This is a genomic window from Streptomyces sp. NPDC008086 (assembly GCF_042957325.1).
Lineage (GTDB): Bacteria > Actinomycetota > Actinomycetes > Streptomycetales > Streptomycetaceae > Streptomyces.
Genome location: NZ_JBIBIA010000014.1, coordinates 63,197 through 88,317 on the forward strand (window position 1 = coordinate 63,197; position 25,121 = coordinate 88,317).

Sequence of the window (25,121 nt, forward strand, 5' to 3'; positions counted from 1 at the left end):
GCGGGTCATTAATCTCCGGAGGCCCCGGGAAAGCGCTTTCTCCTGACCAGGGCCAACTGCCGTCCCAGCCCTGGCAGTTCGCGCCGACTTTCGCACGATCGAACAAGATCCGCCCTTTGTCTTCGCCCCGCGCAGAAGACGAAGAACCGTCGGCGCGACGGGTCACCCCCACACTCCCCGACCCCCCACTCCCCCCACTCCCCCCACTCCCCCCCACAGGAGGTCCCCTCCATGAGTTCACGCCAAGTCCCGATGCCCGCGCGGCACACGCCCATACCCTGGCGCTCCAAGGCGGTCGTGGCAGCGCTGGCAGCCGCCCTGCTGACCGGCTCGGGCATCGCGCAGGCCACTCCCCAGGCCTCCCCCCAGGCCGCCCCGCAGTCAGCACCGGTCGCGCGGGAGCAGGTGTCGGCAGCGGCGACGATCACCTGGACCCTCGAACGTGCCAGTAACCCCACCGAGGACCAGCGCACGGCCTACGACCTCATCACCAGGGCCATGAACGCCGCGGTGGCCCGCTACAACAACCTCAGCGACCTGGGCAAGGCCATCACCGTCCGGTACGACCCGGGCGTGCCCACCGCCGACGGCAACATCAATGGCACCATCCGCTTCGGCAACCGCAGCTACATGAACGAGCGAACCGCACTGCACGAGATCGCCCACACCATCGGCGTGGGGACGAGTTCGGGCTGGTCGCGCCTCGGCGGCAGCGGCACCTGGACCGGTGCGCAGGCCACGGGGCTGGTCAGGCAGTTCGACGGTGCGAGCGCCAAGATCTCGACCGGCGGTGGCCACTTCTGGCCGTACGGCCTGAACTACGACAACGAGTTCTCGAACACGGCGGCGGACCGCCACGTGCAGATCGTCGCCGCGATGGTGCGCGACGGTCTGTGATCTCACGGCCGGTGATCCGGCGGTCGGTGGACGGACAGCCGGTGATCGGGCGGCCGGTGACCTGACGGCCGTTGGACCGATGGGCTGATGCCCGGGAGCCGTTCACGCTCCCGGGCATCTCCGTACGGAGTCGCGCGCGTCCTACCGTGTGCAGGGGCGCCGGGCACCGGCCAGGCACTGCCCTCCGTCCCGTCGTCAAGGAGCAGCCGGCCGTGAACGTCGAGATCCCTCCCTTCCTGCGCGAGACCGCCCTCGGGCTCGGGGCCGGCGTTCCGTACGCCCTGAAGGTTCTGGCCGGCCGGCTGGCGGACGACCCGGACATGGGCAGCCCCTCCCCACTGCCCGGCATCCTCACCGTGATGGTCGACGGCGACCCGTTCGAGGACTGCCCCGACCTGGCCGTCGGCTACATCCGGGAGCCCGACCGGATCCAGATCCGATACGTGAGCGCGGCCTCCGTCGCCGAGCCCGCCGAGGACGAGGACGACGCACAGCAACAGGAGCAAGCGCAGGCAGCCGACCCCACCGCCGGCGCGGTTGCCGTACGGCAGGTCGCCGACGCCTGGCAACGCATCACGGGCTGGCTCCGGCAGAACGCGCCCGACTCCGCCGCCGCGCTGCGCGCTGGTGCCGGGCCCTCCGCCATCGCCGCCGTCGAAGAGGAACTCGGCGTTCGGATACCGGTCGAGCTGTGTGTCCTGTGGTTGTTGACGGCGGGCGACGACGGGGGCGACGGCCGAGGGTGTCTGCCGGGCAACAACGTCCTCATGTCCCTCGACGCCGTGGTCGCCGAGCACCGACGCAGGATGGACGCCCAGGCCCGCCAGGACGCCCTCGACGCCCATCGCCCCGAAGACGAGCGGATCACCTTCTGGGGGCCCACCTGGATCCCGCTCGTCTCCCACGGCGTGAACGACAGCACCTCGGGGCTGTACCTGGACACCGAGACGGGCTTCCTGGGCCGCTGGTCCCGGTACGGCGACCACTGCGACGACGAACTCGACACGCTGGTCACCTACTTGGAAGAGACCGCCGACATGCTGGAAGCCCCGGCCCTGGCCACTCGGGACAAGCCCGGCCTGGTCGACGGAACACTGGTGTGGCGCAGCGGACTCGATGCCGCGCAGGCGGACGGATGACGACCGCCGACCTCACCTCGGAGCTTGTCGAACGGGTCGACGAGCACGACGAGATCGTGGGCGTCGTCAGCAGGAGCGAGGCGATTCGCCAGGGGTGGCCGCACCGGATCGCGACGGTGGTGTGCCGCGACCCCGCCGGACGGACTCTGGTGCACCGCCGCCCCGACCACGCCGCCCGTTTCCCGGGTGGGTTCAACTGGCTGCTCGGCGGTGCCGTAGAGGTCGGCGAGTCCTACGAGGAGGCCGCCGCACGGGAGTTGGCGGAGGAACTGGGTGTCCGGGTGTTCCCGAGGTTCGTGCTCAAGTTCCCGTGCGCGGGCGCGATCAGCCCGTACTGGCTCGGCCTGCACGAGGTGGTCGTCACCGGACCCGTCGAACCCGACCCCGAAGAGATCGCCTGGCACGACTGGTTGACGGACCTCGAACTCGCCGAGCTGGTCCGCCATGAGGCGTTCGTGCCCGACGCCCGCGAGGCATTCCACCGCTACCTCGCCGAGTCGCGCCCCTGAAGCACCAGGTGAGACCCGCTTCGCCGCAAGAGCGGAGTCCGCAACAGTGCTATATGACATGATGCCGACATGACTCAGCCGACCTCCTGCCCCGATGTCCTGGTCATCGGGGCGGGCATCGTGGGTGCAGCGTGTGCGTACTACTGCACGGCCGCCGGGCTGCGGGTCGTCGTGGTCGAACGGGGTGGCATCGGCAGTGGCACCACCAGCGCGTGTGAAGGCAACATCCTGGTCTCCGACAAGGAGCCCGGACCCGAACTCGACCTGGCCCTGCTGTCGTCCCGTCTGTGGCAGGAGATCGGTGAGGATCTGGGCCGGGGTGCGATCGAGTACGAGGCCAAGGGCGGCGTGGTCGTCGCCGGCTCGCGGGAGACGGCCGAGGGGCTGCGTCACCTGACGGCGGGACAGCGGACGGCAGGGGTCGACGCGGTCGACATCGGGGCGGACGAGCTGTTCGAGCTGGAGCCCAACGTCACCCGGGAGGCGGTCGGCGGGGCGTTCTACGCCCAGGACGCGCAGGTCCAACCGACCCTGGCCGCGGCCCAACTCCTGCGCCGGGCCCGGTTGCGCGGGGCGACGGTCCATGTCGGTACGGGCGTCACCGGCTTCGTGCGCGACGGACGGGGCGCGGTCACGGGCGTGCGGACCGACTCCGCCGACGTCCCGGTCCTGCACGCGCGGTGGGTGGTCAACGCGGCGGGCACCTGGGCCGGGCAGCTCTCCGAACTCGCCGGTGCCCCGGTGCCGGTGCTGCCGCGCAAGGGCTTCATCCTGGTGACCGAGCCGCTGCCGCGCGTCGTACGGCACAAGGTCTACACCGCGGAGTACGTGGCCAACGTCGCCAGCGGTGAGGCGGGCCTGGAGACCTCGGTCGTCGTCGAGGGGACCCGAGGCGGCACCGTCCTGATCGGCGCCAGCCGTGAACGGGTCGGCTTCGACCGCGGTATGTCCCTGCCGGTGCTGCGCAGGCTGGCGGCCCAGGCCGTCGGCCTCTTCCCGTTCCTCGCCGACATCTCCCTGCTGCGCGGCTACCTCGGGTTCCGCCCCTACTGTCCGGACCATCTGCCCGTCATCGGCCCCGACCCGCGCGCACCCGGCCTGCTGCACGCCTGCGGTCACGAAGGAGCCGGGATCGGGCTGGCCGCCGCCACCGGCCATCTGCTGGCCCGGCATCTGTCCGGTGCGGAACCCGATCTGGACCTGACGCCGTTCCGCCCGGACCGCTTCGAGGAGGCGACCCCTTGACCACCGCGCCGCTCAGCTTCACCTTCACCTTCGACGGCGAGCCCGTGCGGGCACGGTCCGGGCAGAGCGTGGCCGCCGCTCTCATCGCCTCCGGGCGGCGCTCCTGGCGGCACACCCGTATCGAAGGCCGTCCGCGCGGTGTGTTCTGCGGCATCGGTGTGTGCTTCGACTGCCTGGTGACCGTCAACGGCCGCCCCAACCACCGTGCCTGCCTCGTCGAGGCCCGGCCCGGCGACACCGTCACCACCCAGGAGGGAGCGGGGCATGACGACCTCGCGTGCTGAGCAGCCGGGCGCCCCATACGACATCGCCGTTCTCGGTGCCGGACCGGCCGGCCTGTCGGCGGCCGTCGCCGCCGCGGCACAGGGCAGCCGTACGGTGCTGATCGACTCGGGACCGCGCCCGGGCGGACAGTACTGGCGTCACCGCGACGGCGACGACGGCGCCCTCCACCACGGCTGGAGCCAGTTCCGGCGTCTCCAGCGGGAGTCGGCCGCACACCATCTGCTCGACCACCGTTTCGGCCACTCGATCTGGCACGTGGAGCGCACCGAGGAAGGCTTCACCACTCACACCACCTGCGACGACGTCCCTCGCGCCCTGCGCAGCCGGACCGTGATCGTGGCGACCGGCGCCTACGACCGTCAACTGCCCTTCCCGGGCTGGACGATTCCGGGGGTCTTCACCGCCGGAGCCGTCCAGGCGCTCCTCAAGGGGCAGGGCGTCCTGGCCGGGAAGCGTATCGCCGTCGCGGGCACCGGGCCCTTCCTGCTCCCGGTGGCCGCGGGCCTGACCGAGGCCGGCGCCACGGTCGTGGGCGTCTTCGAGGCCGGACTGCCCACCGCCTTCGGCCGACACCCGCTCGCGACCCTGCGCAACCTGCCCAAACTGGCGGAGGGTGCCGGGTACTTGAGCACCCTCCTCAAGCACCGCGTCCCCTACCGCACCCGCAGCACCGTCATCGCGGCCCACGGCACCGAGACCGTCACCGGTGCCACCGTCGCCCGGCTGGACGACCAGTGGCGGGTCGTGCCCGGCAGCGCCCGCGAGATCGACTGCGACACGGTCGCGGTCGGCTACGGCTTCACCCCGCAGACCGAAATCCCCCTGCAACTCGGCTGCGAGATGGCCCGGGACGCCGACGGCAGCCTCGTCCCCCGCGTCGACTCCCGGCAGCGCGCCACCGCCGACGGCGTCTACGTCGCCGGAGAGACCTGCGGTGTGGGCGGCGCACAACTCTCGTTGATCGAGGGGGAGTTGGCGGGACTGCACGCCTCGTACGCGACCAACGGCTGCTCCGTGGACCGTCGGCGTCTGACCCGGCTGCTGCGCCGACGTGCCGCTCAGCGCTCCTTCGCCGCGGCCATGCACCAGGCGTATCCGGTGCCGGACGGCTGGCAGACCTGGCTGGACGAGGACACCACGGTCTGCCGCTGCGAGGAGGTCACCGCCGGAACCGTCCGGCGGGCCGTCGACGACCTCGGGGCGAGCGACCCGCGCGCGGTCAAGCTGTACGCCCGTCCCGGCATGGGCCTGTGCCAGGGCCGTGTCTGCGGTTACGCCACCGCCTGTCTGGTCGCCGGCGCCCACGACCGGCAGCCCACCGCCGACGACCTGCGCGGCATGGCCGCCCGCCCCGTCGCGCAGCCCCTCACCCTGGGCGCCCTAGCCGCCGGAGACGACGACAACAGCCTCTGATCACTGCGGGTTTGCCCACGTCACCAGTGACAGGGACTCCCGGTCTATGTAATGTGATATTGCACTGTTCTTGCCGGCCCCTGCCGGCTCCCGCTGGCTCTGATGGCCCTGATGGCCCTGATGGCTCCCGATGGTGGGATCACCGACACGTGGAGGACTCATGACCCGGGCGAAGCCCTGGCACGGCATGCTCGTCGCCACCGCACTCCCCCTGCGCGAGACACCGAACGGCGACCTGGACGTCGACTTCGACACCTACGCCGACCACGTCGCCTGGCTCGCCGCCAACGGCTGCGACGGTGTCACCCCGAACGGCTCCCTCGGCGAATACCAGAACCTGTCCGCCGAGGAGCGCGCGCGAGTGGTCACCACCGCCGTGGCCGCCGCGCCCGAAGGCTTCACAGTGATGCCGGGGGTGGCCGCCTACGGCGCTGACGAGGCCCGCCGCTGGGCCGAACAGGCAGGCGAAGCGGGTGCCTTGGCCGTGATGCTGCTCCCGCCGAACTCCTACCGCGCCGACCAGCGCGCGGTCGTGGCGCACTACCGTGCGGTCGCCAAGGCGGGCGTGCCGGTGGTCGCCTACAACAACCCCCACGACACCAAGGTCGACCTGGTCCCCGAGCTCCTCGCCGAGCTGTTCGACGAGGGTCTGATCGTCGCGGTCAAGGAGTTCTCCGGCGACATCCGCCGCTACTACCGGATCACCGAACTCGCTCCGGGTCTGGACGTCCTGGCCGGCACCGACGACCTGGCCCTGGAGATGGCCGTCGCCGGGTCGCCTGGCTGGATCTCCGGCTACCCCAACGCCCTGCCGCGCGCCTGCGCCACCCTGTGGGAGGCGGCCGGAAAGGGAGACCTCGCCACCGCCCTCCCCCTGTACCGCATCCTGCACCCGCTGCTGCGCTGGGACTCGCGCACCGAGTTCGTACAGGCCATCAAGCTCAGCATGGACCTCGTCGGGCGCTACGGCGGCCCCTGCCGCCAGCCCCGTCTGCCGCTCACCCCGGAGCATGAGAAGGTCGTGCGCACCGCGACCGAGAAGGCCATCGCGGAAGGACTCGCCTGACCATGCGCAGCAACCGGGTCTTCCACGCCGTCGACTCCCATACCGAGGGGATGCCGACCCGGGTCGTCACCGGTGGCGTCGGAGTCGTCCCCGGGGCCACCATGTTCGACCGGCGCCGGTACTTCATCGACAACCTCGACCACATCCGCCGGCTGCTGATGAACGAGCCGCGCGGGCACTCGGCGATGAGCGGAGCGATCCTCCAGCCGCCCACCCGGCCGGACGCGGACTTCGGAGTCCTCTACATCGAGGTCTCCGGCTGTCTGCCGATGTGCGGGCACGGCACGATCGGCGTCGCCACGGTCCTGGTGGAGACCGGAATGGTCGAGGTCGCGGAGCCGGTCACGACGATCCGGCTGGACACCCCGGCCGGGCTCGTCGTCGTCGACGTCCGTGTGGAGGACGGCTCCGCCAAGGCGGTCACCCTGCGCAACGTGCCCTCGTTCGCCCTCGCGCTGGACCGGACCGTCAAAGTAGCCCCCTGGGGCGAGGTCGCCTACGACATGGCCTTCGGCGGCAACTTCTACGCCATCGTCGAACTGGACGACCTCGGGATCCCCTTCGAACGGGCCCACAAGAACCGGCTGATGGACGCGGGGCTGGCCATCATGGCGGCCATCAACGAACAGGACCGCCCGGTCCATCCCGGCAACCCCGAGATCAACGGCGTCCACCACGTCTACCTGGCCGCCCCGGGGTCGACCGCCGCCCACTCCCGGCACGCGATGGTCGTCCACCCGGGCATGTTCGACCGCTCCCCCTGCGGTACGGGCACCAGCGCCCGCATGGCCCAGCTGCACGCGCGCGGACTGCTGCCGCTGAACAGCGAGTTCCGCAACGAGTCGTTCATCGGCACGCACTTCGTCGGCGAACTCGTCGAGGAGACGGAGGTGGCCGGCCACCGTGCGGTCGTCCCCACGGTCACCGGCCGCGCCTGGATCACCGGCACCGCCCAGTACATGTACGACCCGGACGATCCCTTCCCGCAGGGGTTCGAGCTGTGACCGCGCCGCGCATGCCCCGCCGGCAGGAAGGGCGGCGGGGCATGCGCGGAACCATGCGATACATCACATAGTGCCGACCCGGTTAGCATGAACGAGCCACCGCTCAGGTCGAGGTCGAGCGTGGAACGATCCCCCGCCGACAGTGAGGAAGCCAGCCATGAGCGCGGACGACGGCACGACCGTGAAGCTGCCTTCGTTCCGTGGGCGCCGGAACCTCCGTCAGGAGATCACCGAAACCCTGCGCGGAGCTGTCATCGCGGGCGAGATGGCACCGGGCGTCGTCTACTCCGCCCCCAGCCTCGCCGAGCAGTTCGGCGTCTCCCCCACCCCCGTGCGCGAGGCGCTGCTCGACCTCGCCAAGGAGGGGCTGGTCGAAGTCGTCCGCAACAAGGGCTTCCGGGTCACGGTGCTCTCGCCCAAGGAGCTCGACGACATCACCGAGCTCCGGGCGCTCATCGAGCCGCCCACGGTCCGCCGCATCACCGAACAGGGCGTGTCCGCGAAGGCCGTCAAGCAGTTGCGCCCCCTCGCGGCAGGCATCGAGAAGGCTGCGGCGCGCCGGGACTTCATCGCGCACGTCACCATCGACATGCAGTTCCACCTCGCCCTGTTGGAACTGGCCGACAACCCCCGCCTGCTGGAGACCGTGCGGTCCCTGCGGACCAGCTCCCGCATCTACGGCCTGCGTGAACTCCCCGCCGGGGACGCGCTGTTCGACTCCTCCCACGAGCACGCCGAACTGCTCGACCTCATCGAGGCCGGCGACGCGGACGGCGCGGAGGCCCTGATGCGCCGTCACATCGGCCATGTACGAGGGATCTGGAGCGAGAAGAACCTCGCCGAGGACCCCAGCTGACCTCCACCGAGGCCGGAAATCGACGAATGCCCGAGAACATCCGCACCAGTTGACGCGCCCCGACTCCCGGCACATCCGGAATCACGCCAATATCGGCACACGGCACCGAGCGGGCGACGCGCACCGCGTGGCTCTCACCGGCCGCTCCGGCCCGCCGCGTGCCTGCACATATATCGCCCGACCGACACCTTCACACGCCCGCCACAGCACCATCACATCTGGCACACATTCAGCCGATCGCCCGCCCGGGTCCCCTGCTGAGGCAGACGGCAGCCGCCCCGCCTGCCTAACCTCCCGGGCCATGCGATCACCACGTATGAGACGCCTGGGTCTCACCACCGTTCTCGGTCTGTTCCTCGCGTTCTTCGGCCTGGCCCCCAGCGCGAGCGCGGCCGACCCCGCGCCGGCCGGCCTCACGTTCGCCACCGACGCCGCCACCACGACGCCCGGCGGCACGGTGCAGCTCTCCATGACGCTGACGAACAACAAGACGTACGACGTCCTGTTCGTCTACCAGACGATCGAGCCCACCTGGCTCACCACTCAGCGCCCCGACCTCAAGTACAGCTTCACCGGCTGCACCCTCGCCACGGCCTCGGGCAGCACCCCCTGCGCCGGGACCGGCCCGAGCAACCTCGGCACGAACTACGGGGCCACCATCCCGCCCGGGCAGAGCCGGACCGTCACGCTGACCCTCCAGGTCGCCGCCGACTCGGGCTGCAACGGAAACATCGGCTTCTACTCGTACTACTACGCCGAGTTCAGCGACACGACGAACACCAGCGGCGGCCCGGTCTTCACGCCGGAGACCCGGGTGCTCTGCGCCTGACACCGCTCGGCCCCGCCGGTCAACCCGCCGACGCCCCGCGCAGGTTCCTCACCTGCGCGGGGCAACACGCCGTTGGCTCAGGCGAGTTCCACCAGGAGGTCGCCGCCCTCGACCTGCTGGATGGGGTTGATGGCCAGGCGGGCGACCCGGCCGGACTTCGCGGCGGTGATCGAGGCCTCCATCTTCATCGCCTCGATGGTGGCCACCGTGGCACCGGCCTCCACCTCCTCGCCCTCGGACACCGTGAGGGTGACCACGCCGGCGAACGGCGCGGCGACATGGCCGGGGTTGGACCGGTCGGCCTTCTCCGTCACCGGGACGTCCGAGGCGGCCGCCCGGTCGCGGACCTGGATCGGGCGCAACTGGCCGTTCAGGGACGACATCACGGTACGCATGCCGCGCTCGTCCGCGTCACCGATGGCCTGGAGCTCGATCAGCAGCCGCACCCCGCGCTCCAGGTCGACGGCGTACTCCTTGCCCGGGCGCAGCCCGTAGAAGAAGTCCTTGCTGTCGAGCACGCTGGTGTCGCCGTAGGTGTCACGGTGGGTGTCGAACTCGCGGGTCGGCGCCGGGAACAGCAGCCGGTTCAGCGTCTCGCGCCGGTCCTTCGCCAGCCCCTCGCGGTCGTCGGCGGTCAGTTCCCGCACCGGCTTGGCCTCGGCGCGGCCCTTCAGCGCCTTGCTGCGGAACGGCTCGGGCCAGCCGCCGGGCGGGGTGCCCAGTTCGCCGCGCAGGAAGCCGATGACGGAGTCGGGGATGTCGAAGCGGTCCGGATCCGACTCGAAGTCCGCCGGGGAGACGCCGGCGCCCACCAGGTGCAGCGCCAGGTCGCCGACCACCTTGGAGGAGGGGGTGACCTTCACCAGGCGGCCGAGCATCCGGTCGGCTGCGGCGTACATCGCCTCGATGTCCTCGAAGCGGTCGCCGAGGCCCAGCGCGACCGCCTGGGTGCGCAGGTTGGAGAGCTGTCCGCCGGGGATCTCGTGGTGGTAGACGCGGCCGGTCGGCGAGGCCAGGCCGGCCTCGAAGGGGGCGTAGACCTTGCGGACGCTCTCCCAGTACGGCTCCAGATCGCCGACGGCCTGGAGGTCGAGGCCGGTGGGCCGTTCGGAGTGGTCGGTGGCGGCCACGATCGCGGAGAGCGACGGCTGCGAGGTCGTACCGGCCATGGACGCGACGGCCCCGTCCACCGCGTCCGCGCCGGCCTGGATCGCGGCGAGGTAGGTGGCGAGCTGGCCGCCCGCGGTGTCGTGGGTGTGGATGTGCACCGGCAGGTCGAACTCCCGGCGCAGGGCCGACACCAGCTTCGCGGCGGCCGGTGCGCGCAGCAGGCCCGCCATGTCCTTGACGGCCAGGACATGGGCGCCGGCGTCGACGATCCGCTCGGCGAGCCGCAGGTAGTAGTCCAGGGTGTACAGCTTCTCCGACGGGTCGGACAGGTCGGAGGTGTAGCACAGGGCCACCTCGGCGACGGCCGTCCCGGTCTCCCGTACGGCCTCGATGGCGGGGCGCATCTGGTCGACGTCGTTGAGGGCGTCGAAGATGCGGAAGATGTCGATGCCGGTGGCGGCGGCCTCCTGCACGAAGGCGTCGGTCACCTCGGTGGGGTACGGCGTGTAGCCCACGGTGTTGCGGCCGCGCAGCAGCATCTGCAGGCAGATGTTGGGCGCGGCATCCCGCAGGGCGGCCAGGCGCTCCCACGGGTCCTCGGCGAGGAAGCGCAGGGCGACGTCGTAGGTGGCGCCGCCCCAGCACTCCAGGGACAGCAGCTGGGGCAGGGTGCGGGCCACCACCGGCGCCACGGCGAGCATGTCCTTGGTGCGCACCCGGGTGGCGAGCAGGGACTGGTGGGCGTCGCGGAACGTGGTGTCGGTGACGCCGATGGTCGGCGAGGCGCGCAGCCAGCTCGCGAAGCCCTCCGGGCCCAGCTCGACGAGCCGTTGCCGGGACCCGGCCGGCGGCTCACCGGCCGGCAGCGCGGGCAGCTTGGTCAACGGGTCGATCAGGTCGGGCCGTTCGCCGTGCGGCTTGTTGACGGTGACGTCGGCGAGGTAGGTGAGCAGCTTGGTGCCGCGGTCGGCGGAGTGGCGGGCGGTGAGCAGGTGGGGGCGCTGCTCGATGAACGACGTGGTGACCCGGCCGGCCTGGAAGTCGGCGTCGTCGAGGACCGCCTGGAGGAACGGGATGTTGGTGGCCACGCCGCGGATGCGGAACTCGGCGACCGCGCGCCGGGCACGGCCGACCGCGGTGGCGAAGTCCCGGCCCCGGCAGGTGAGCTTCACCAGCATGGAGTCGAAGTGCGCGCTGATCTCCGTACCGGCGTGGGTGGTGCCGCCGTCGAGGCGGATGCCCGAGCCGCCCGGTGAGCGGTAGGCGCTGATGCGGCCGGTGTCCGGGCGGAAGCCGTTGGCGGGGTCCTCGGTGGTGATACGACACTGGAGGGCGGCACCGCGCAGGGTGACCCTCTCCTGGGCGAGGCCGAGGTCGGCGAGGGTCTCGCCGGCGGCGATGCGCAGCTGCGACTGCACCAGGTCGACGTCGGTGACCTCCTCGGTCACCGTGTGCTCGACCTGGATGCGGGGGTTCATCTCGATGAAGACGTGGTTGCCCTCACGGTCGAGGAGGAACTCCACGGTGCCGGCGTTGCGGTAGCCGATCTGTTCGGCGAAGCGCACGGCGTCGGCGCAGATGCGGTCGCGCAGAGCGGGGTCGAGGTTCGGGGCGGGGGCGAGTTCGATCACCTTCTGGTGGCGGCGCTGCACCGAGCAGTCCCGCTCGAAGAGGTGGATGACGTTGCCCTGGCCGTCGGCGAGGATCTGCACCTCGATGTGGCGGGGCTCGACGACGGCCTTCTCCAGGAAGACCGTGGGGTCGCCGAACGCGGACGCCGCCTCGCGGGAGGCCGCCTCGATGGACTCGCGCAGCTGGGCGCGGTCCTCGACGCGGCGCATGCCGCGTCCGCCGCCGCCCGCGACCGCCTTGACGAAGACGGGGAAGCCGATCTCCTCGGCGGCCCGGACCAGCTCGTCCACGTCGGTGGAGGGTGCCGAGGAACCCAGCACCGGCACGCCGGCCGCCCGGGCCGCGGCGACCGCGCGCGCCTTGTTCCCGGTCAGCTCCAGGATGTCCGCGCTCGGTCCGACGAACGTGATGCCCGCCTCTTCGCAGGCCTTGGCCAGGTCGGGGTTCTCGGACAGGAAGCCGTACCCCGGGTAGACGGCGTCGGCTCCCGCGCGGCGGGCCGCGCGGACGATCTCCTCCACGGAGAGATAGGCCCGCACCGGATGCCCGGGCCGGCCGATCTCGTAGGCCTCGTCGGCCTTCAGCCGGTGCAGGGAGTTGCGGTCCTCGTGCGGGAAGACGGCGACGGTGCGCGCCCCCAGCTCGTAGCCTGCGCGGAACGCACGAATCGCGATCTCGCCGCGGTTGGCTACCAGCACCTTGCGGAACATCCTTGATCCCTTCAGCCTGCCGGTGACGGATCACCCAATGGTGTCGGCGGTGCCTCGCTCACGCCATGTGAGCCGGGCCACTTGCGGCCTACGCTGTCCTTGAGCCTCCTGTGGTCAAGGGTGGTGGAGCGAGGTGCCCTGATGACCAGCGCGAGTCACCGCGGTGCACGTGCCCCCGATGCGATCGGCGAAACGCCTGATCGGCGCACGTACGCGGTCGGGCATGCCGGGGTGTTCCAGGACCTGCTGCCGCTCGCGCTCTGGGTGGTCGACGCCGAGGGGCGTCTGGTGCAGTGGTCGCTGGCCGCGCAGGACCTGCTGGGTCACACGCCGGAGGAGATGGTGGGCCAGGACGCCCGGCGCGTCCTGGTGCCCGAGGAGAACCTGGAGCTGGCCGATCAGCTGGGGCGGCGGGTGCAGTCGGGGGCGGCCGTGGTGGCCCGGCTGCCGGTGCGGCATCGCGACGGGTCCGTCGTCGACATGGAGATGTGGCACTGTCCGATCGCGGACGCGCGCGGACGTATGGGAATGCTGGCCATCGCGGCGGAGACGTCCGCCGTGGAGCGGATGCGGGACGCGCTGGCCGCGCTGGAGGGCCTCTTCACCCAGTCCCCGATCGGTCTGGCCATGCTCGGCCCCGACCTGCGGTTCCTCCGGGTGAACGAGGCGCTGTCGCGGATCGACGGCGTCCCGGTGGCCGAGCACGTCGGCCGGCGGGTGACCGAGATCGCCCCCGGCGCCGGCGCGCTGGAGTCGGTGATGCGCCAGGTCCTGGACCGGGGCGAGGCGGTGGTCGACTACCGCTACACCTCCGGCGCGTCGGACCCGCAGCGGACCCGGACGTGGTCCTGCTCCTACGCCCCCTTGCTCGGCGGGTCCGGCCGGCAGGTGGGCGTGATCGCCTCGCTGATCGACGTCACGGAGGGCCAGCGGGCCCACCAGGAGGCGGAGCGGGCCCGGCAGCGGCTCGCGCTGCTGGCGGAGGCCGGTACCCAGATGGGCTCCACGCTGGATCTCACACAGACGGCCCAGGAGGTGGTCCGCGTCCTGGTGCCCCGGCTGGCCGACTCCGCCGACGTGCAGCTGCTGGAGGAGGCGATGGCCCCGGACGAGACCGCCGCGTCGGCGCACGGGGTGGTCCGCCGGGCCGCGGTGACCTTCACCGATCCGGCCGCTCCGGCCGACCACCTCGCGGTCGGCATGACCGTTCAGGTGCCGCCCGACTCGGTGTACGAGGAGGTCATCAGCGCGGGCCGGCCGCTGAACCTCTACCTGAGCGACATCGGCCGGCTGATCCCCGACCGCGGCGCCGACCGGCTGCGCGACTTCCTGTACGCCCGGGTGGGCTCGGCACGCCTCGTCCCCCTGGTGGCCCGGGGCACCGTCCTCGGCGCGGTGGTGGTGACGCGGACCCGTGAGCGCGAGCCCTTCGACGACCAGGACACGCTGCTGATCGACGAACTGGTCGCCCGGGCGGCGCTGAACATCGACAACGCGCGCATGTACAGCCGCGAGCGCGACGCCGCGCTCACCCTCCAGCGCAGCCTGATGAACCCCTCCCTGCCCACGGTCAGCGGACTGGAGCTCACCGGCCGTTATCTGCCGGCCGGCGATCACGAGGTCGGCGGCGACTGGTTCGACGCCGTCGCCCTGTCGGGCGGCCGGACGGCCCTGGTGATCGGGGACGTGATGGGGCACGGCATCCACGCGGCCGCGGTGATGGGCCAGCTGCGCACCGCCGTACGGACCCTGGCGCGCCGGGACACCCCACCGGACCAGCTGCTGCACGCCCTGGACGGCGCCGTGGCGGACCTGGGGGACAACGAGATGGCCACCTGCCTGTACGCCGTGCACGATCCGGCCACCGGCCACTGTGTGATCGCCCGGGCGGGCCACCCGCCGCCCGTGATCGCCGACGCGCGCGGAGAGGTCGCCTTCCTGGACGGTGCCGCGGGGCCGCCGCTGGGCGTGGGCCGGCAGGACAGCGAGGTCCAGCGGGTGCTCCTCGCGCCGGGCAGCCTCCTGGTGACCTACACCGACGGTCTGATCGAGACCCGGGGCACCGACCTCGACCAGGGCATGCGCCGTCTGGCGCACGCCCTGCGGCACCCGGGCCGTCCGCTGGACCAGATCTGCGACGGCCTCCTCGCCCATGTCATGCCCGAGGTGGCGGACGACGACGTGGCGGTGCTCCTCGCCCGGACCCTGCCCCGGTGAAACTGGCGAAGCGCGCTGTGCCCACCCGACCGATACTGGGAGGGAGTCACCGCGAAGGCAGGGATGCGGGACGCGGGAGCGCCCCAGGGCGCCGCACGACGAGCCCCGCGCACGGCGCGAGATGGGTGGGCGATGCACGACACATCCCCGACGTCGCTCAGCGAGAGCCCGGAGGATCCGTTCTCGATCCTGCGCTCCGCGTCGGCCGTGCTGGACGGCCGCGGCCGGATCGTCGCATGGAGCGACCAGGCCACCGCACTGCTCGGGCACCGGGCCGAGGACGTGCTGGGCCGGCCCGTGCGCGAGGTCCTGGTCCACAGCGAGGACCGGGACACGATTGCCGAGGCGACCGCCACCTGCCTGCGTGAGGGCGGATGGTTCGGGCTGCTGCCGGTCCGGCACGGCGGGGGCCACCGCGTGTACGTGGGGTTCCGGGCCCGTCGGGTGCGGCGGCTGGACTCCACCGTCGAGTGGCTCCTGGTGGGCTCGCTCGCCGAGGACATCGCTCAGTGGGAGATCGACCGGGCCGTGCTCGACGGCCTGTTCCGGCGATCCCCGGTCGGAGTCGTGGTGCTCGGCCCGGACCTGCGCATCCTGCGGGTGAACCAGGCCGTCGCGCGGTTCGGCGGACTGCCGCCCGAGGCGTACCGCGGGCGGCGCGCTCCCGAGTTCCTGTTCGGTCCCGACGCGGCACAGGCGGAGGCGAAGCTCCGGTCGGTTCTGGAGACGGGCCGCCCCGTGATCTTCGCCGAGCAGCAGAGCCGGCTGCTGCACGACCCGCACCGGGAGCTGGTCATCTCCATCTCCGCGTTCCGTATGCAGGACCCGTCGGGCAGGGTGCTGGGCGTCACCGAGATCGTCGAGGACGTCACCGACCGCCATCGGGCCCGCCAGCGCCTCGCGCTCCTCAACGAGGCGGGTGCACGGATCGGCAGCACCCTGGACGTGGCCAGGACGGCACGCGAGCTGGCCGAGGCGGCGGTTCCCGCGCTCGCCGACGCGCTCTCGGTGGACCTGCTGGAACCGGTGCCGCGCGGGGAGGAGCCGGCTCCCGACGCCAGGGGCCCGTTGCGCAGGATGGCGGTGCGCAGCGTCCTGCCCGCGGCGCTGGAGTTGATGCATCCCGAGGGCCATCTGTTCTTCTTCCCCGACGAGACCGCACCGGCCCGCTGTCTGGCCGAGCGGCGTCCGGTCCTCGACCCCCTTCTGGAGGACACCCACGGATGGTTCGTCGCCGAACCGCAACGGGCCGCGGCGGCGCGCGCCATAGGCGTCCACTCACTGATGGTGGTGCCGCTGGCCGCGCGCGGTCTGGTCCTCGGCCTGGTCTGTCTGTGGCGTTCGCAGCGACAGGAGCCGTTCGAGGAGGACGACCTCACACTGGCGGAGGAGTTCGCCGCGAGGGCCGCGGTCTGCATCGACAACGCCCGGCGCTACACCCAGCAGCACAACGCCGCTGAGGCCCTGCAGCGCAGCCTGCTGCCGAGCGAGGTGCCCGAGCATCCGGCGGTCGAGACGGCGCGCCGCTATCTGCCGGCGCATGCCTCCACCGGCGTCGGCGGCGACTGGTTCGACGTCATCCCGCTGTCGGGCCTGCGGGTCGCCCTGGTCGTCGGCGATGTCGTCGGCCATGGCATGCACGCCTCGGCGACCATGGGCCGGCTGCGCGCCGCCGTGCGCACCCTGGCCCATCTCGACCTGGCCCCGGACGAGGTCCTCGCCCGGCTCGACGACCTGGTGGACCAGCTGGCCACCGAGCAACGCCAGACCGACGCGAACACCCCCCAGATCGTGGGCGCCACCTGTCTGTACGCCATCTACGACCCGGTCTCCCGGCACTGCGCCATGGCACGCGCGGGCCATCCGCCGCCCACCGTGCTGGGTCCGGACGGCGAGGTCCGCCTCATCGACCTCCCCGCCGGGCCGCCGCTCGGCGTGGGCGGGCTGCCGTTCGAGACGGCCGAGCTGGAACTGGCCGAGGGCAGCCTGATCGCCCTGTACAGCGACGGCCTCCTCGTGGCCGGCCAGCGCGACATCGACCAGGGGCTGGCCCTGCTGCGCTCCACCTTGGCCGGCCCCTTCCATTCGCTGGAGGACACCTGCAAGGCGGTGGAGGACGCGATGCTGCCGGACCGGCCCGCCGACGACGTGACGCTGCTGCTGGGCCGGACCCGGGTGCTGGCGGCGCAGAACGTGGCCACCTGGCAGTTGCCGGCCGAACCGACCGCGGCCGGCCGGGCCCGCACGCTCGTCCGGGACCGGCTGGCCGAGTGGGGGCTGGAGGAGTTGTCCTTCACCACCGAACTGATCGTGAGCGAACTGGTCACCAACGCCTACCGGTACGCCGGCGGCCCGGTCCAGCTCCGTCTGATCCGCGACGGCCAACTCATCTGCGAGGTCGCCGACACCAGCAGCACCTCCCCGCACCTGCGCCAGGCCCGCGGCACGGACGAAGGCGGCCGCGGCCTGTTCCTGGTGGCCCAGCTCTCCGAACGCTGGGGCACGCGCTACGGCCGCAACCGGAAGACCATCTGGGCCGAGCAACCGCTGTCGGCCCAGAAGCAGCCGGGTGTCTGACCCCGGATGGCCGGCCTGCCCCGGACTCGTCCGCCGGCCCCTGTTCGGCATGGCCCTGTTCGCGCTGTGGCCGTTCAGCCGTCTCGTCCACGCCTTCACCGCGCCGTTCGGCTATCTGACCCGCCCCTACGTCGTCTACGGCTCGCGCGGCGCCGCGCCGCCCGGGGTCTCCGGGGGCGCGGCGCGTGGTCGGTACCGCTAGGGGGTACACGTAGGAACCCGGGTCACCGGGGTGCCGTGCGGTCCCCCTCGGGGGTGTTCGCGAGCCAGCAGACGCCGCCCGCGGGCCTCCAGCCGACCTGGTCGAGCGCGGCCACGGCCCGGGCCAGGACGGTGCCGGCGTCACCGGCCCAGGGTTCGAAGCCGGTGTCGCCGATCTCGCCGACGTCCATCAGGCCGTCCATCACCAGGTCGCCGAGCAGCCGGACCGCGAGGGAGCGGAAGTCGGTGCCCGACCGCTCGCTCTCCTCCCGTGCGAGTCCGACCAGCCGGTCGACCGGCACCCAGTCGTCGAGCCCCTCCACGAGGAGCTCACGGACGATGGCCTCACTGTCCATCGGGCAGATGCACCTTCATTCCCTTGCCGGTGACGGGGAAGATGTCGATCGTCTCGCCGCCGGACCGGGACGACGTGCGCCACTGGATGACGGTGCCGTCCGCAAGCTTGTAGACCTCCGGGATCTTCGGTCCGCGGGCCGGCAGCCGCTCGGCGCCCGCGGTCCACTTCTCGAAGGCCCGGCGCATGTCCGCGATGCTCGACATCTCCCTGACGTGTGACTGCTTCCCCTTCGGAAGGCGGTCGAACTCGGACTTCCATACGCCGCACCCGTTCGCGTTGTGCACCAGGACGGGCGTGCCGCCGGCCAGCACGAAGAAGGTGTGGAGGTCGCCGACCGTGAGGTTGTGGACGGTCCGGTCCTGGGCCGTCCAGGCCTTGACGGCGCTGACCTGGACGCGCGTGCCCGCACTGGTGCGCAGCCAGGCGCCCGGTTCCAGCTGCCCGGCCGTGGCCCACGCCTCGAGGTCGTCGATCCAGAACGGGTGCCCCTCGGTGGCGGTGACCGTGGCGGTGCCGTCGTCGGTGCGTACGGTGACGTCGACGAGGCTCTTCTGTCCCTGGCCGGTGATGAGGGCGGTGACGGGTTCTGCGCTGGTACCGCCGGTGCCGGGATCGCCCGCGAGGACCCGGTCGCCGACCCGTACCTGCTCGATGGGCAGCGTCGAGCCGTCCGCCATCAGCACCGCGGTGCCGGTGGGGAAGCTGTTGCAGCTGACGGCCTGTTCGCCCTTGCGGGACTTCCTGACGTCGTCGGCGGTCAGCAGCCGGTCGCCGGCCCGCAGCCAGTGCAGGACCGACAGACCGCCGAGGACCCGCTCCTTGGTGCCGAGCTTCTGCCCGGTCACCACGTCCTTGCCGACGATCGCCTCGACGACGCCCTTGCCGTCGCCGACGCCGGGCAGCAGGTCCAGCAGCAGTGACATCCGGCGCTGCTGCGCGGCGTCGTCGAGCAGCGAGGAGCCGCTGCCCCACGCGTCCCCGATGCCGGAGAAGTCGAAGTCGAGGCCCGACATGTCGCGGAGCTTCTCCGCGCCCTTCTTGATGCCGGGTACGTGCTTGTTGGCCTCCTTGACTCCCTTGTTGGCCTGGGCGATGCCGTCGTTCATCTCCTTCATGCCCTTGTTGGCCTTGGAGATGCCCTTGTTGGCCTGGGCCAGACCCTTGTTGACCTCCGCGACGCCCGCGTTCATCTCCCGCAGACCGCGGTCCATCTGCGCGAAGCCCTCGTTCATCTGGTCGAACGCGGCGTTGAGCTCGGCGAGGTCCTTCTCGAAGTCGAAGATCGGCTTCGCGTCGGGGTACTTCGGGGGCGTGTAGTCCGGGAAGTAGTCGCCGAGTGCGACGGTCAGGATGGTGAGCGCGAGCAGCGAGTCGTTCTGATCGCCGAGCAGGTCGTCCGCCCTGGCCAGGTTGGTTCCCAGCTTGTCGAGGTGGGGCCTGGCGCTCTTGGAGGTCTTCACGGCCTGTTCCAGCAGCTTCATCTGCTGGGCGGGATCAGGGGTGGAGCCGGGATCCACCAACTCCAGCGGCTTGAGGTCGTGCAGTGCCTTGAGGTTCTTGTCGAGCTCCTTGAAGCTCGCGCCGTGGTCCCGCATGGCGTCCTGCGAGATGAACAGGAAGACGCCGACCCCGGCACCGAGTTTGACGGCCTTTCCGGCGAACTCCTTGAGGCACCGGGGCCGTTGGAGCAGCGGCAGACGGTCGCAGTTCGCGTACTGCGACACCTTCCGCACGACTTCCGCCAGCCGCTCCACCCGGCTCTGCTCCGTGGCTGTGGCTGTTGCGGTCGCGGTTGCCGTGGCGGCGGCGGACCGGTCGGCGGCTCCCACACCCGTGGTGAACAGGATCGCCAGTGCGACGACGAACGTCGCCATTCTTGCTGTGAACTTGTCGTACATGCATTCCTTGACCGGCCCGCGTCGGTGTCCTCCGACGAGTCCGGCCTTCGTTCCCCGTGACAGATCGACTGTCTTGTTACTGGCGCGTAGCCATTGGTCGGATGCACCTTAACTCATGCCATGCGAAGTAATTGCGGATTCATGTAAGTGCGCCCCAAACAGACGCTGCATAAGCGCTTCTTTAACCCTCTAAAAGGAGCGATACGGGGCCAGATCAAGTCGTCCATGGACGGCCAACCGAGCCGCAGGGCCACTGACCACCACCACGCGCTCCCCCGAGCAGAGCCTTTTCAGCCCGTGGCCCGCCGAGCGGTGGCCCATGCATCTTGTGGGGCCCTGTCGTCAGGCGCACGATCGGGCTCGCTCCTGCGGAAGTCCGCTCCCGGCACAGTCCACTCGAGGAGGCCCCCCGTGACGACCGACCGCATCAGCCTCAGCCCCGAGGCCGCTCGGCAGCTCGCGACGACCACGAAGACGACCCCGCAGATGCGCGGGATCACCCCGCGCTATCTGCTGCGCGCCCTGCCGTGGGTCGATGTCGAATCCGGTGTGTACCGCGTCAACCGGCGCCGCACCTACGTCCTGGGCGACGACCGCGTCAGCAGCCACAGCGACGACGGAAGTCCCCGGGTCGTCCAGGGCGACTTACGTGAGATCCCGTATCTGCGTGAGTCCGATGACGCGCTCCTGGGCCAACTGGCCGACGCCTTCACCGAGATGAGCTTCGAGGCCGGGCAGGTGCTCGTCCAGGAGGGCGACCCCGCCGAGCATCTGTGGGTGATCGTCCGGGGCCGCGCCGAGAAGCGCGCGGCCGGGCGGTACGGCGACGAGGCACTGATCCAGGTAGTCGGCGACGGCCAGTACTTCGACCTGGCGGCGTGGACCCGGGACGAGCCCATGCCGTACGCCGTGAAGGCCGTCACCCCCGGTGTCGCCCTGCGCGTCGAGCGTTCCGCGCTGGCCCGGCTCATGGAGCGCGACGAGGCGCTGCGCGGCGCGGTGCAGTCGTACACCGCCGGCGGCATGCCCGCGCCCGGCACCGAGGCACCCATCGACCTGAGCGGCGGTCATGTGGGCGAGGTCGACCTGCCGAGCACCTACGTCGACTACGAGGACGCGCCGCGCGAGTACCACATGACGCTCGCCCAGACGCGGATGATGGTGCACTCCCGTGTCGCCGACCTCTACAACGGGCCGATGGACCAGACGCGGACCCAGGCCAACCTGACCGTCCAGGCCCTGCGCGAGCGCCAGGAGAACCTGATGCTCAACCACCCCGGCTTCGGCCTGCTCCACAACGTCCCGGCAGGTCAGCGCGTGCAGACCCGGACCGGCGCCCCCACCCCGGACGACCTGGACGAGCTGCTCGCCAGGGTGTGGAAGCAGCCCGCCTGCTTCGTCGCGCACCCGCGGGCCATCGCCGCGTTCGGCCGGGAGTGTACGCGGCGCGGGGTGCCCCCGGTGACGGACAGCCGGTTCGGCAGCCCGCTGTTGACCTGGCGGGGCGTACCGCTCCTGCCCTCCGACAAGGTGCCGTGCCCGAACGGCTCGGGCGAGGCCGCCGGTACGACGGAGATCCTGCTGATCCGGACCGGTGAGGCCGAGCAGGGTGTCGTGGGACTGCGCCCGGCCGCCGTGCCGGACGAGATCGAACCGGGCCTGTCCATGCGGAACATGGGCATGGACCACAAGGGCATCACGTCCTATCTGATGACGGCCTACTTCAACACCGCCGTGCTGGTGGACGACGCCATCGCCGTGCTCCAGAACGTCGAGGTGGCCAAGTACCATGACTACGCCTGACGTTACGGCCCGGTCGACGGGTTCCGTCGTCCCGGCGCCGCCCATGCCGGGCACCGACTCCCCGGGCGTGCCCCGGACGCCGTCCGTCCCCGGCCTCACCCCGCCCGCGCCACCGTCGGCCATGCGCCCCCCGGACACCGCCGCCGCACTCCCCCGCCAACCGGTCGCCTTCACCGCCGAGTCGGTCCGCCACGACTTCCCGATCCTGCACCGGACCGTCAACGGCCACCCGCTCGTCTGGCTCGACAACGCGGCCACCACCCAGAAACCCCGCCAGGTCATCGAGGCGCTGGCCGCGTACTACGGCGCGGCCAACTCCAACATCCACCGCGGGGCGCACACCATGGCCCGCGAGGCGACCGAGGCGTACGAGGCGGGCCGGGCGGCGGTCGCCGACTTCCTCGGCGCGTCGAGCCCGGACGGCATCGTCTTCGTGCGCGGCACCACGGAGGCGGTCAACCTCGTCGCGCAGAGCTGGGGCCGGGCCAACCTCGGCCCCGGGGACGACATCCTCGTCCCCGTCCTCGAACACCACTCGGACATCGTCCCGTGGCAGATGATCGCCAGGGAGACGAGGGCCCGGGTCGTGCCGGTCCCGCTCACACCCGACGGGGAGATCGACCAGCACGCGTACGCCGATCTGCTCTCCTCCCGCACCCAGCTGGTCGCGATCAGCCACGCGTCGAACGTCCTCGGCACCGTCCCGCCCGTCAAGGAGATGACGGCGCTGGCCCACCGCTACGGCGCCAGGGTCCTGGTGGACGGCGCTCAGGCCGTCGCCCATTTCCCCGTCGACGTACAGGACTTGGACGCCGACTTCTACGCCTTCTCCGGCCACAAACTGTTCGCGCCGACCGGCATCGGCGCCCTCTACGTGCGGCCGGATCTCGTCTCCGGCCTGGCGCCGTGGCAGGGCGGCGGCAACATGATCGAGTCCGTGGACTTCGGGCACACCACGTTCGCGCCGACCCCGCACCGGATGGAGGCCGGCACCGGGCACATCTCCGGAGTCATCGGCCTGCTCGCCGCCCTGAACTGGCTGACGGCCCTGGACCGGGAGGCCGTCGCCTCCTACGAGGAAGACCTGATGGCCTACGCACTCCAGGCCCTCGCCACGGTCCCCGGCCTGGACCTGATCGGCTCGGCCCCCGACCGCATCGCCGTCCTCACCTTCACCCTCGCGGGCCAGGACCCCACTACCGTCGCCGACTGGCTCGACCACGACGGCATCGCCGTCCGCGCCGGCCACCACTGCGCCCAACCATCCCTCGCCCACTACGGCCTGACCTCGGCAGCCCGCGCCTCCCTGGCCCTCTACAACACCTCCGACGAAGTGGACCAACTGGTCGCGTCCTTGCGCAGACTGCAACAGACCACCTGACGACGGGAGGAGCCCCCACGGGGTCCGCCCGTCCGGAACGGGCCGGGCGGACCCCCTTCCGTCACACCCCGGCCGACGTCACCCCGTGGAGCCTCAATTGTTCGAGGACGTCCGCTCGGCGGGTGGCCGCTGTCGTCGGGGTCGGGGAGTCGGCGGTGGCCATGCCGAGGCGGTCGACGAGTTTTTCGATGGTGGAGTTCTCGGCGGCGGAGCGGTCCGGTAGGAGCGGGAGTTCGTAGTCACGCTGCCAGGTGCGCTGGATGGCGCGGTCGTTCTTCCAGCGGACCTCGCGCAGGGTCTCCAGTTGGAGTCGGCGGGCGGTGGCGCTGTCCATGCCCGTGTGCGACCAGTGCTCGGCGTCGCCGTCGGCGTCGTGGACCTTCAGCTCGAAGCGCTCGGCGTCCCGCCAGACCGGCATCGTCTCGTCGTTGAGCATGAAGACGTAGAGGGCGAACGGGCCGGAGTACTCGTTGACCAGGAAGGACCTCGTGTCCTCGAAGAGGTCGGGGCTCTCGCCGGGGTAGCCGACGATGAAGGACACGAAGTAGTGGAGGGAGCTGCGGGAGAGCAGTTCGAAGGCGGTGCGGTTGGCGTGTGCCTTCACCTTCTTGTTCATGTACGTCAGCGTGGTGTCGTTCATCGACTCGAACCCGATGGCCAGCGCCCGGCAGTGAGCCTCCTCCAGTGCGTCGACGACCGCCTGGTCGCGCAGGGAGTTGGCCCGTGTGTACGCCTCCCAGGCGACGCCGGTGTCCCGCAGCAGGGGTAACAGGGCCCGCAGGCGGGTGGGCGGCACGGTGAAGGTGGAGTCCAGTGCCTTGATGTACTGCGCCCCGTGCTCGTCCCGGTAGCGGGCGAAGTCACCGGCTATCTTCTGTGCCGACTTGTAGCGCCACTTCGGGGACGCGGCGGGGAACGAGCAGTACTTGCAGGTGAAGGGGCAGCCGCGCATCGACTCGTACGGGATGACGGGGAACCTTCCCGACGGGGCGGGCGAGGGCAGCGCTTCCAGGTCGGCGTAGTGGACGCCGGTCAGGCGGATCCGTCCGGTGTCCTCGTCGCGCCAGACCAGGTTGGGTATGCCGGCCACCGACTCGCGCCGGCGCAGGGCGTCGAGGAGGGGGGTCAGGGCCGGCTCGGCGTCGCCGCGGACGACGTAGCGGACGAACGGATGGGCGTCGAGGATCTGCTGGAACTTCAGGTTGCTGTACTGGCCGCCGAGGACGAGGGTCGCCGTGGGGAACCGTTCCTCGATCCACGCGACGGCCTTGGCCATCGTGGCCCGGTCCCAGATGAACGTCGTCGACAGCAGGACGACGTCGTAGGAACCGGACGACGGGTCGGCGGGGGAACCGTTCCAGATGCCCTCGGCCGGGAAGTGGTCGTGGTCGATGCCCGCGGCCTCCAGGATGGCGCGGACGGTGAACGTGGTGAGATGCGGCGCGGTCGCCGTCTCGTCGTCCTTCTCGACGTGCTGGAGCCGCACCGAGGAGACCGCGCGGATCCCGCTCGCGCCCGTGCGCGGCCGCAGCAGGGGCAGTCGTACGCCGTTCGCGTCGGTGTGCAGCGAGGTGAGGTCGGAGATCTCCCTCGCGCGGTCGGGGAAGCGTCCGGGGTCCGTCAGGGCCTCGAAGGTGGAGCCTGCCAGGAGGGAGTGGTTGGGGTACTCGGGTCCGAGTCCTGAGATCAGGAGTACGTTCATGCGGCTTTCCTCGATGCGGTGGCGTGGGAAAGAGCAGGAGAGGTGAACGGGCGCCCGTACTACCTTGCGCTCAGGGGGAGTTGGACTGAAGCGAGGGGTGGCAAAACAACGGCAACCGTATGCCCAAGATATTTAACGCTCATCAAAAGGGGAGAGTGGACGTCCCATTCCGGCGCCGCGGGTTTCTGACTGCCGTGAGCGGGGACTCGGCTGGCATCACTCATGTGGGTGACAGCAGAGCCGTACGAGCCGTACGGGCCGAACCGTGGGTCCGGATCAGAAGGAAGAT

Annotated in this window: 18 protein-coding genes and 1 pseudogene; 15 read left to right on the top strand and 4 right to left on the bottom strand. The window is 71.2% G+C overall.

Translation table 11 applies throughout. The features are described 5' to 3' along the window. Positions 1-252: 252 nt before the first annotated feature. From ACFZBP_RS37525 to ACFZBP_RS37570, 10 genes are all read left to right on the top strand, one after another. Entirely contained in the window at positions 253-897 is a 645-nt protein-coding gene (locus ACFZBP_RS37525) for a hypothetical protein (protein WP_391420406.1), read from the top strand. A 212-nt stretch (positions 898-1,109) separates the two neighbouring features. Beyond that, entirely contained in the window at positions 1,110-2,036 is a 927-nt protein-coding gene (locus tag ACFZBP_RS37530) for a hypothetical protein (protein WP_391420216.1), read from the top strand. Further along, positions 2,033-2,545, top strand: coding sequence for an NUDIX domain-containing protein (locus tag ACFZBP_RS37535; protein ID WP_391420218.1), 513 nt, complete (start codon positions 2,033-2,035; stop codon positions 2,543-2,545). Before ACFZBP_RS37530 ends, ACFZBP_RS37535 begins: the two co-directional genes overlap by 4 nt. Before the next feature lie 69 nt (positions 2,546-2,614). Then, positions 2,615-3,790 (top strand): NAD(P)/FAD-dependent oxidoreductase, encoded by a 1,176-nt coding sequence (locus ACFZBP_RS37540; RefSeq protein ID WP_383458259.1) that lies wholly within the window; start codon positions 2,615-2,617, stop codon positions 3,788-3,790. Next, positions 3,787-4,074 (top strand): (2Fe-2S)-binding protein, encoded by a 288-nt coding sequence (locus ACFZBP_RS37545; RefSeq protein WP_383458256.1) that lies wholly within the window; start codon positions 3,787-3,789, stop codon positions 4,072-4,074. Before ACFZBP_RS37540 ends, ACFZBP_RS37545 begins: the two co-directional genes overlap by 4 nt. After that, the gene (locus tag ACFZBP_RS37550; RefSeq protein ID WP_391420221.1) at positions 4,055-5,488 is read left to right on the top strand and encodes an FAD-dependent oxidoreductase; all 1,434 of its coding nucleotides are present in this window, start codon (positions 4,055-4,057) and stop codon (positions 5,486-5,488) included. The genes ACFZBP_RS37545 and ACFZBP_RS37550 overlap by 20 nt, the downstream gene beginning before the upstream one ends. 160 nt (positions 5,489-5,648) lie before the next feature. Further along, the gene (locus ACFZBP_RS37555; protein WP_391420223.1) at positions 5,649-6,554 is read left to right on the top strand and encodes a dihydrodipicolinate synthase family protein; all 906 of its coding nucleotides are present in this window, start codon (positions 5,649-5,651) and stop codon (positions 6,552-6,554) included. Between the two features lie 2 nt (positions 6,555-6,556). Further along, positions 6,557-7,558 (top strand): proline racemase family protein, encoded by a 1,002-nt coding sequence (locus ACFZBP_RS37560; protein WP_391420226.1) that lies wholly within the window; start codon positions 6,557-6,559, stop codon positions 7,556-7,558. Positions 7,559-7,715: 157 nt separating this feature from the next. Then, complete coding sequence (locus tag ACFZBP_RS37565; RefSeq protein WP_391420228.1) at positions 7,716-8,414, top strand: FCD domain-containing protein; 699 nt, start codon at positions 7,716-7,718, stop codon at positions 8,412-8,414. Between the two features lie 316 nt (positions 8,415-8,730). Beyond that, entirely contained in the window at positions 8,731-9,243 is a 513-nt protein-coding gene (locus tag ACFZBP_RS37570) for a hypothetical protein (RefSeq protein WP_391420230.1), read from the top strand. A 77-nt stretch (positions 9,244-9,320) separates the two neighbouring features. Here the strand turns inward: ACFZBP_RS37570 and ACFZBP_RS37575 are convergent, their stop codons facing one another. After that, positions 9,321-12,695, bottom strand: coding sequence for a pyruvate carboxylase (locus ACFZBP_RS37575; RefSeq protein ID WP_391420232.1), 3,375 nt, complete (start codon positions 12,693-12,695; stop codon positions 9,321-9,323). Positions 12,696-12,836: 141 nt separating this feature from the next. Between ACFZBP_RS37575 and ACFZBP_RS37580 the strand changes: the two genes are divergently transcribed. The 3 genes and pseudogenes from ACFZBP_RS37580 to ACFZBP_RS37590 all read left to right on the top strand — a co-directional run. Next, positions 12,837-14,912: a SpoIIE family protein phosphatase gene (locus tag ACFZBP_RS37580; protein WP_391420234.1), complete on the top strand. Its 2,076-nt coding sequence runs from the start codon at positions 12,837-12,839 to the stop codon at positions 14,910-14,912. A 132-nt stretch (positions 14,913-15,044) separates the two neighbouring features. Continuing rightward, positions 15,045-17,489, top strand: a complete 2,445-nt coding sequence (locus ACFZBP_RS37585; RefSeq protein WP_391420236.1) for a SpoIIE family protein phosphatase — start codon at positions 15,045-15,047, stop codon at positions 17,487-17,489. Between the two features lie 40 nt (positions 17,490-17,529). Then, positions 17,530-17,691, top strand: a pseudogene (locus ACFZBP_RS37590) (respiratory nitrate reductase subunit gamma); the annotation flags it as partial. A gap of 22 nt (positions 17,692-17,713) precedes the next feature. On the opposite strand, the gene ACFZBP_RS37595 reads toward ACFZBP_RS37590, so the two are convergent. Further along, the gene (locus ACFZBP_RS37595; RefSeq protein WP_391420238.1) at positions 17,714-18,046 is read right to left on the bottom strand and encodes a hypothetical protein; all 333 of its coding nucleotides are present in this window, start codon (positions 18,044-18,046) and stop codon (positions 17,714-17,716) included. Then, positions 18,036-19,946 carry a polymorphic toxin-type HINT domain-containing protein gene (locus tag ACFZBP_RS37600; protein WP_391420240.1) on the bottom strand — a complete coding sequence of 637 codons (1,911 nt, stop codon included), beginning with the start codon at positions 19,944-19,946 and terminating at the stop codon, positions 18,036-18,038. The genes ACFZBP_RS37595 and ACFZBP_RS37600 overlap by 11 nt, the downstream gene beginning before the upstream one ends. 411 nt (positions 19,947-20,357) lie before the next feature. On the opposite strand from ACFZBP_RS37600, the gene ACFZBP_RS37605 reads away from it, so the two are divergent. Both ACFZBP_RS37605 and ACFZBP_RS37610 read left to right on the top strand, forming a co-directional pair. Continuing rightward, complete coding sequence (locus tag ACFZBP_RS37605; RefSeq protein ID WP_383458224.1) at positions 20,358-21,749, top strand: family 2B encapsulin nanocompartment shell protein; 1,392 nt, start codon at positions 20,358-20,360, stop codon at positions 21,747-21,749. Beyond that, positions 21,736-23,130, top strand: a complete 1,395-nt coding sequence (locus ACFZBP_RS37610; protein ID WP_391420242.1) for a SufS family cysteine desulfurase — start codon at positions 21,736-21,738, stop codon at positions 23,128-23,130. The genes ACFZBP_RS37605 and ACFZBP_RS37610 overlap by 14 nt, the downstream gene beginning before the upstream one ends. A 61-nt stretch (positions 23,131-23,191) precedes the next feature. Here ACFZBP_RS37610 and ACFZBP_RS37615 read toward each other — a convergent pair whose 3' ends face one another. Further along, positions 23,192-24,832, bottom strand: coding sequence for a radical SAM protein (locus ACFZBP_RS37615; protein WP_391420244.1), 1,641 nt, complete (start codon positions 24,830-24,832; stop codon positions 23,192-23,194). Positions 24,833-25,121: the final 289 nt, after the last annotated feature.

Bases quoted from the DNA above. Each gene is read 5' to 3' on its own strand.
- ACFZBP_RS37600 (WP_391420240.1), bottom strand. From the start codon at position 19,946: ATGTACGACAAGTTCACAGCAAGAATGGCGACGTTCGTCGTCGCACTG.
- ACFZBP_RS37585 (WP_391420236.1), top strand. From the start codon at position 15,045: ATGCACGACACATCCCCGACGTCGCTCAGCGAGAGCCCGGAGGATCCG.
- ACFZBP_RS37555 (WP_391420223.1), top strand. From the start codon at position 5,649: ATGACCCGGGCGAAGCCCTGGCACGGCATGCTCGTCGCCACCGCACTC.
- ACFZBP_RS37535 (WP_391420218.1), top strand. From the start codon at position 2,033: ATGACGACCGCCGACCTCACCTCGGAGCTTGTCGAACGGGTCGACGAG.
- ACFZBP_RS37570 (WP_391420230.1), top strand. From the start codon at position 8,731: ATGAGACGCCTGGGTCTCACCACCGTTCTCGGTCTGTTCCTCGCGTTC.
- ACFZBP_RS37610 (WP_391420242.1), top strand. From the start codon at position 21,736: ATGACTACGCCTGACGTTACGGCCCGGTCGACGGGTTCCGTCGTCCCG.
- ACFZBP_RS37550 (WP_391420221.1), top strand. From the start codon at position 4,055: ATGACGACCTCGCGTGCTGAGCAGCCGGGCGCCCCATACGACATCGCC.
- ACFZBP_RS37595 (WP_391420238.1), bottom strand. From the start codon at position 18,046: ATGGACAGTGAGGCCATCGTCCGTGAGCTCCTCGTGGAGGGGCTCGAC.
- ACFZBP_RS37565 (WP_391420228.1), top strand. From the start codon at position 7,716: ATGAGCGCGGACGACGGCACGACCGTGAAGCTGCCTTCGTTCCGTGGG.
- ACFZBP_RS37575 (WP_391420232.1), bottom strand. From the start codon at position 12,695: ATGTTCCGCAAGGTGCTGGTAGCCAACCGCGGCGAGATCGCGATTCGT.
- ACFZBP_RS37560 (WP_391420226.1), top strand. From the start codon at position 6,557: ATGCGCAGCAACCGGGTCTTCCACGCCGTCGACTCCCATACCGAGGGG.
- ACFZBP_RS37615 (WP_391420244.1), bottom strand. From the start codon at position 24,832: ATGAACGTACTCCTGATCTCAGGACTCGGACCCGAGTACCCCAACCAC.
- ACFZBP_RS37525 (WP_391420406.1), top strand. From the start codon at position 253: ATGCCCGCGCGGCACACGCCCATACCCTGGCGCTCCAAGGCGGTCGTG.
- ACFZBP_RS37580 (WP_391420234.1), top strand. From the start codon at position 12,837: ATGACCAGCGCGAGTCACCGCGGTGCACGTGCCCCCGATGCGATCGGC.
- ACFZBP_RS37540 (WP_383458259.1), top strand. From the start codon at position 2,615: ATGACTCAGCCGACCTCCTGCCCCGATGTCCTGGTCATCGGGGCGGGC.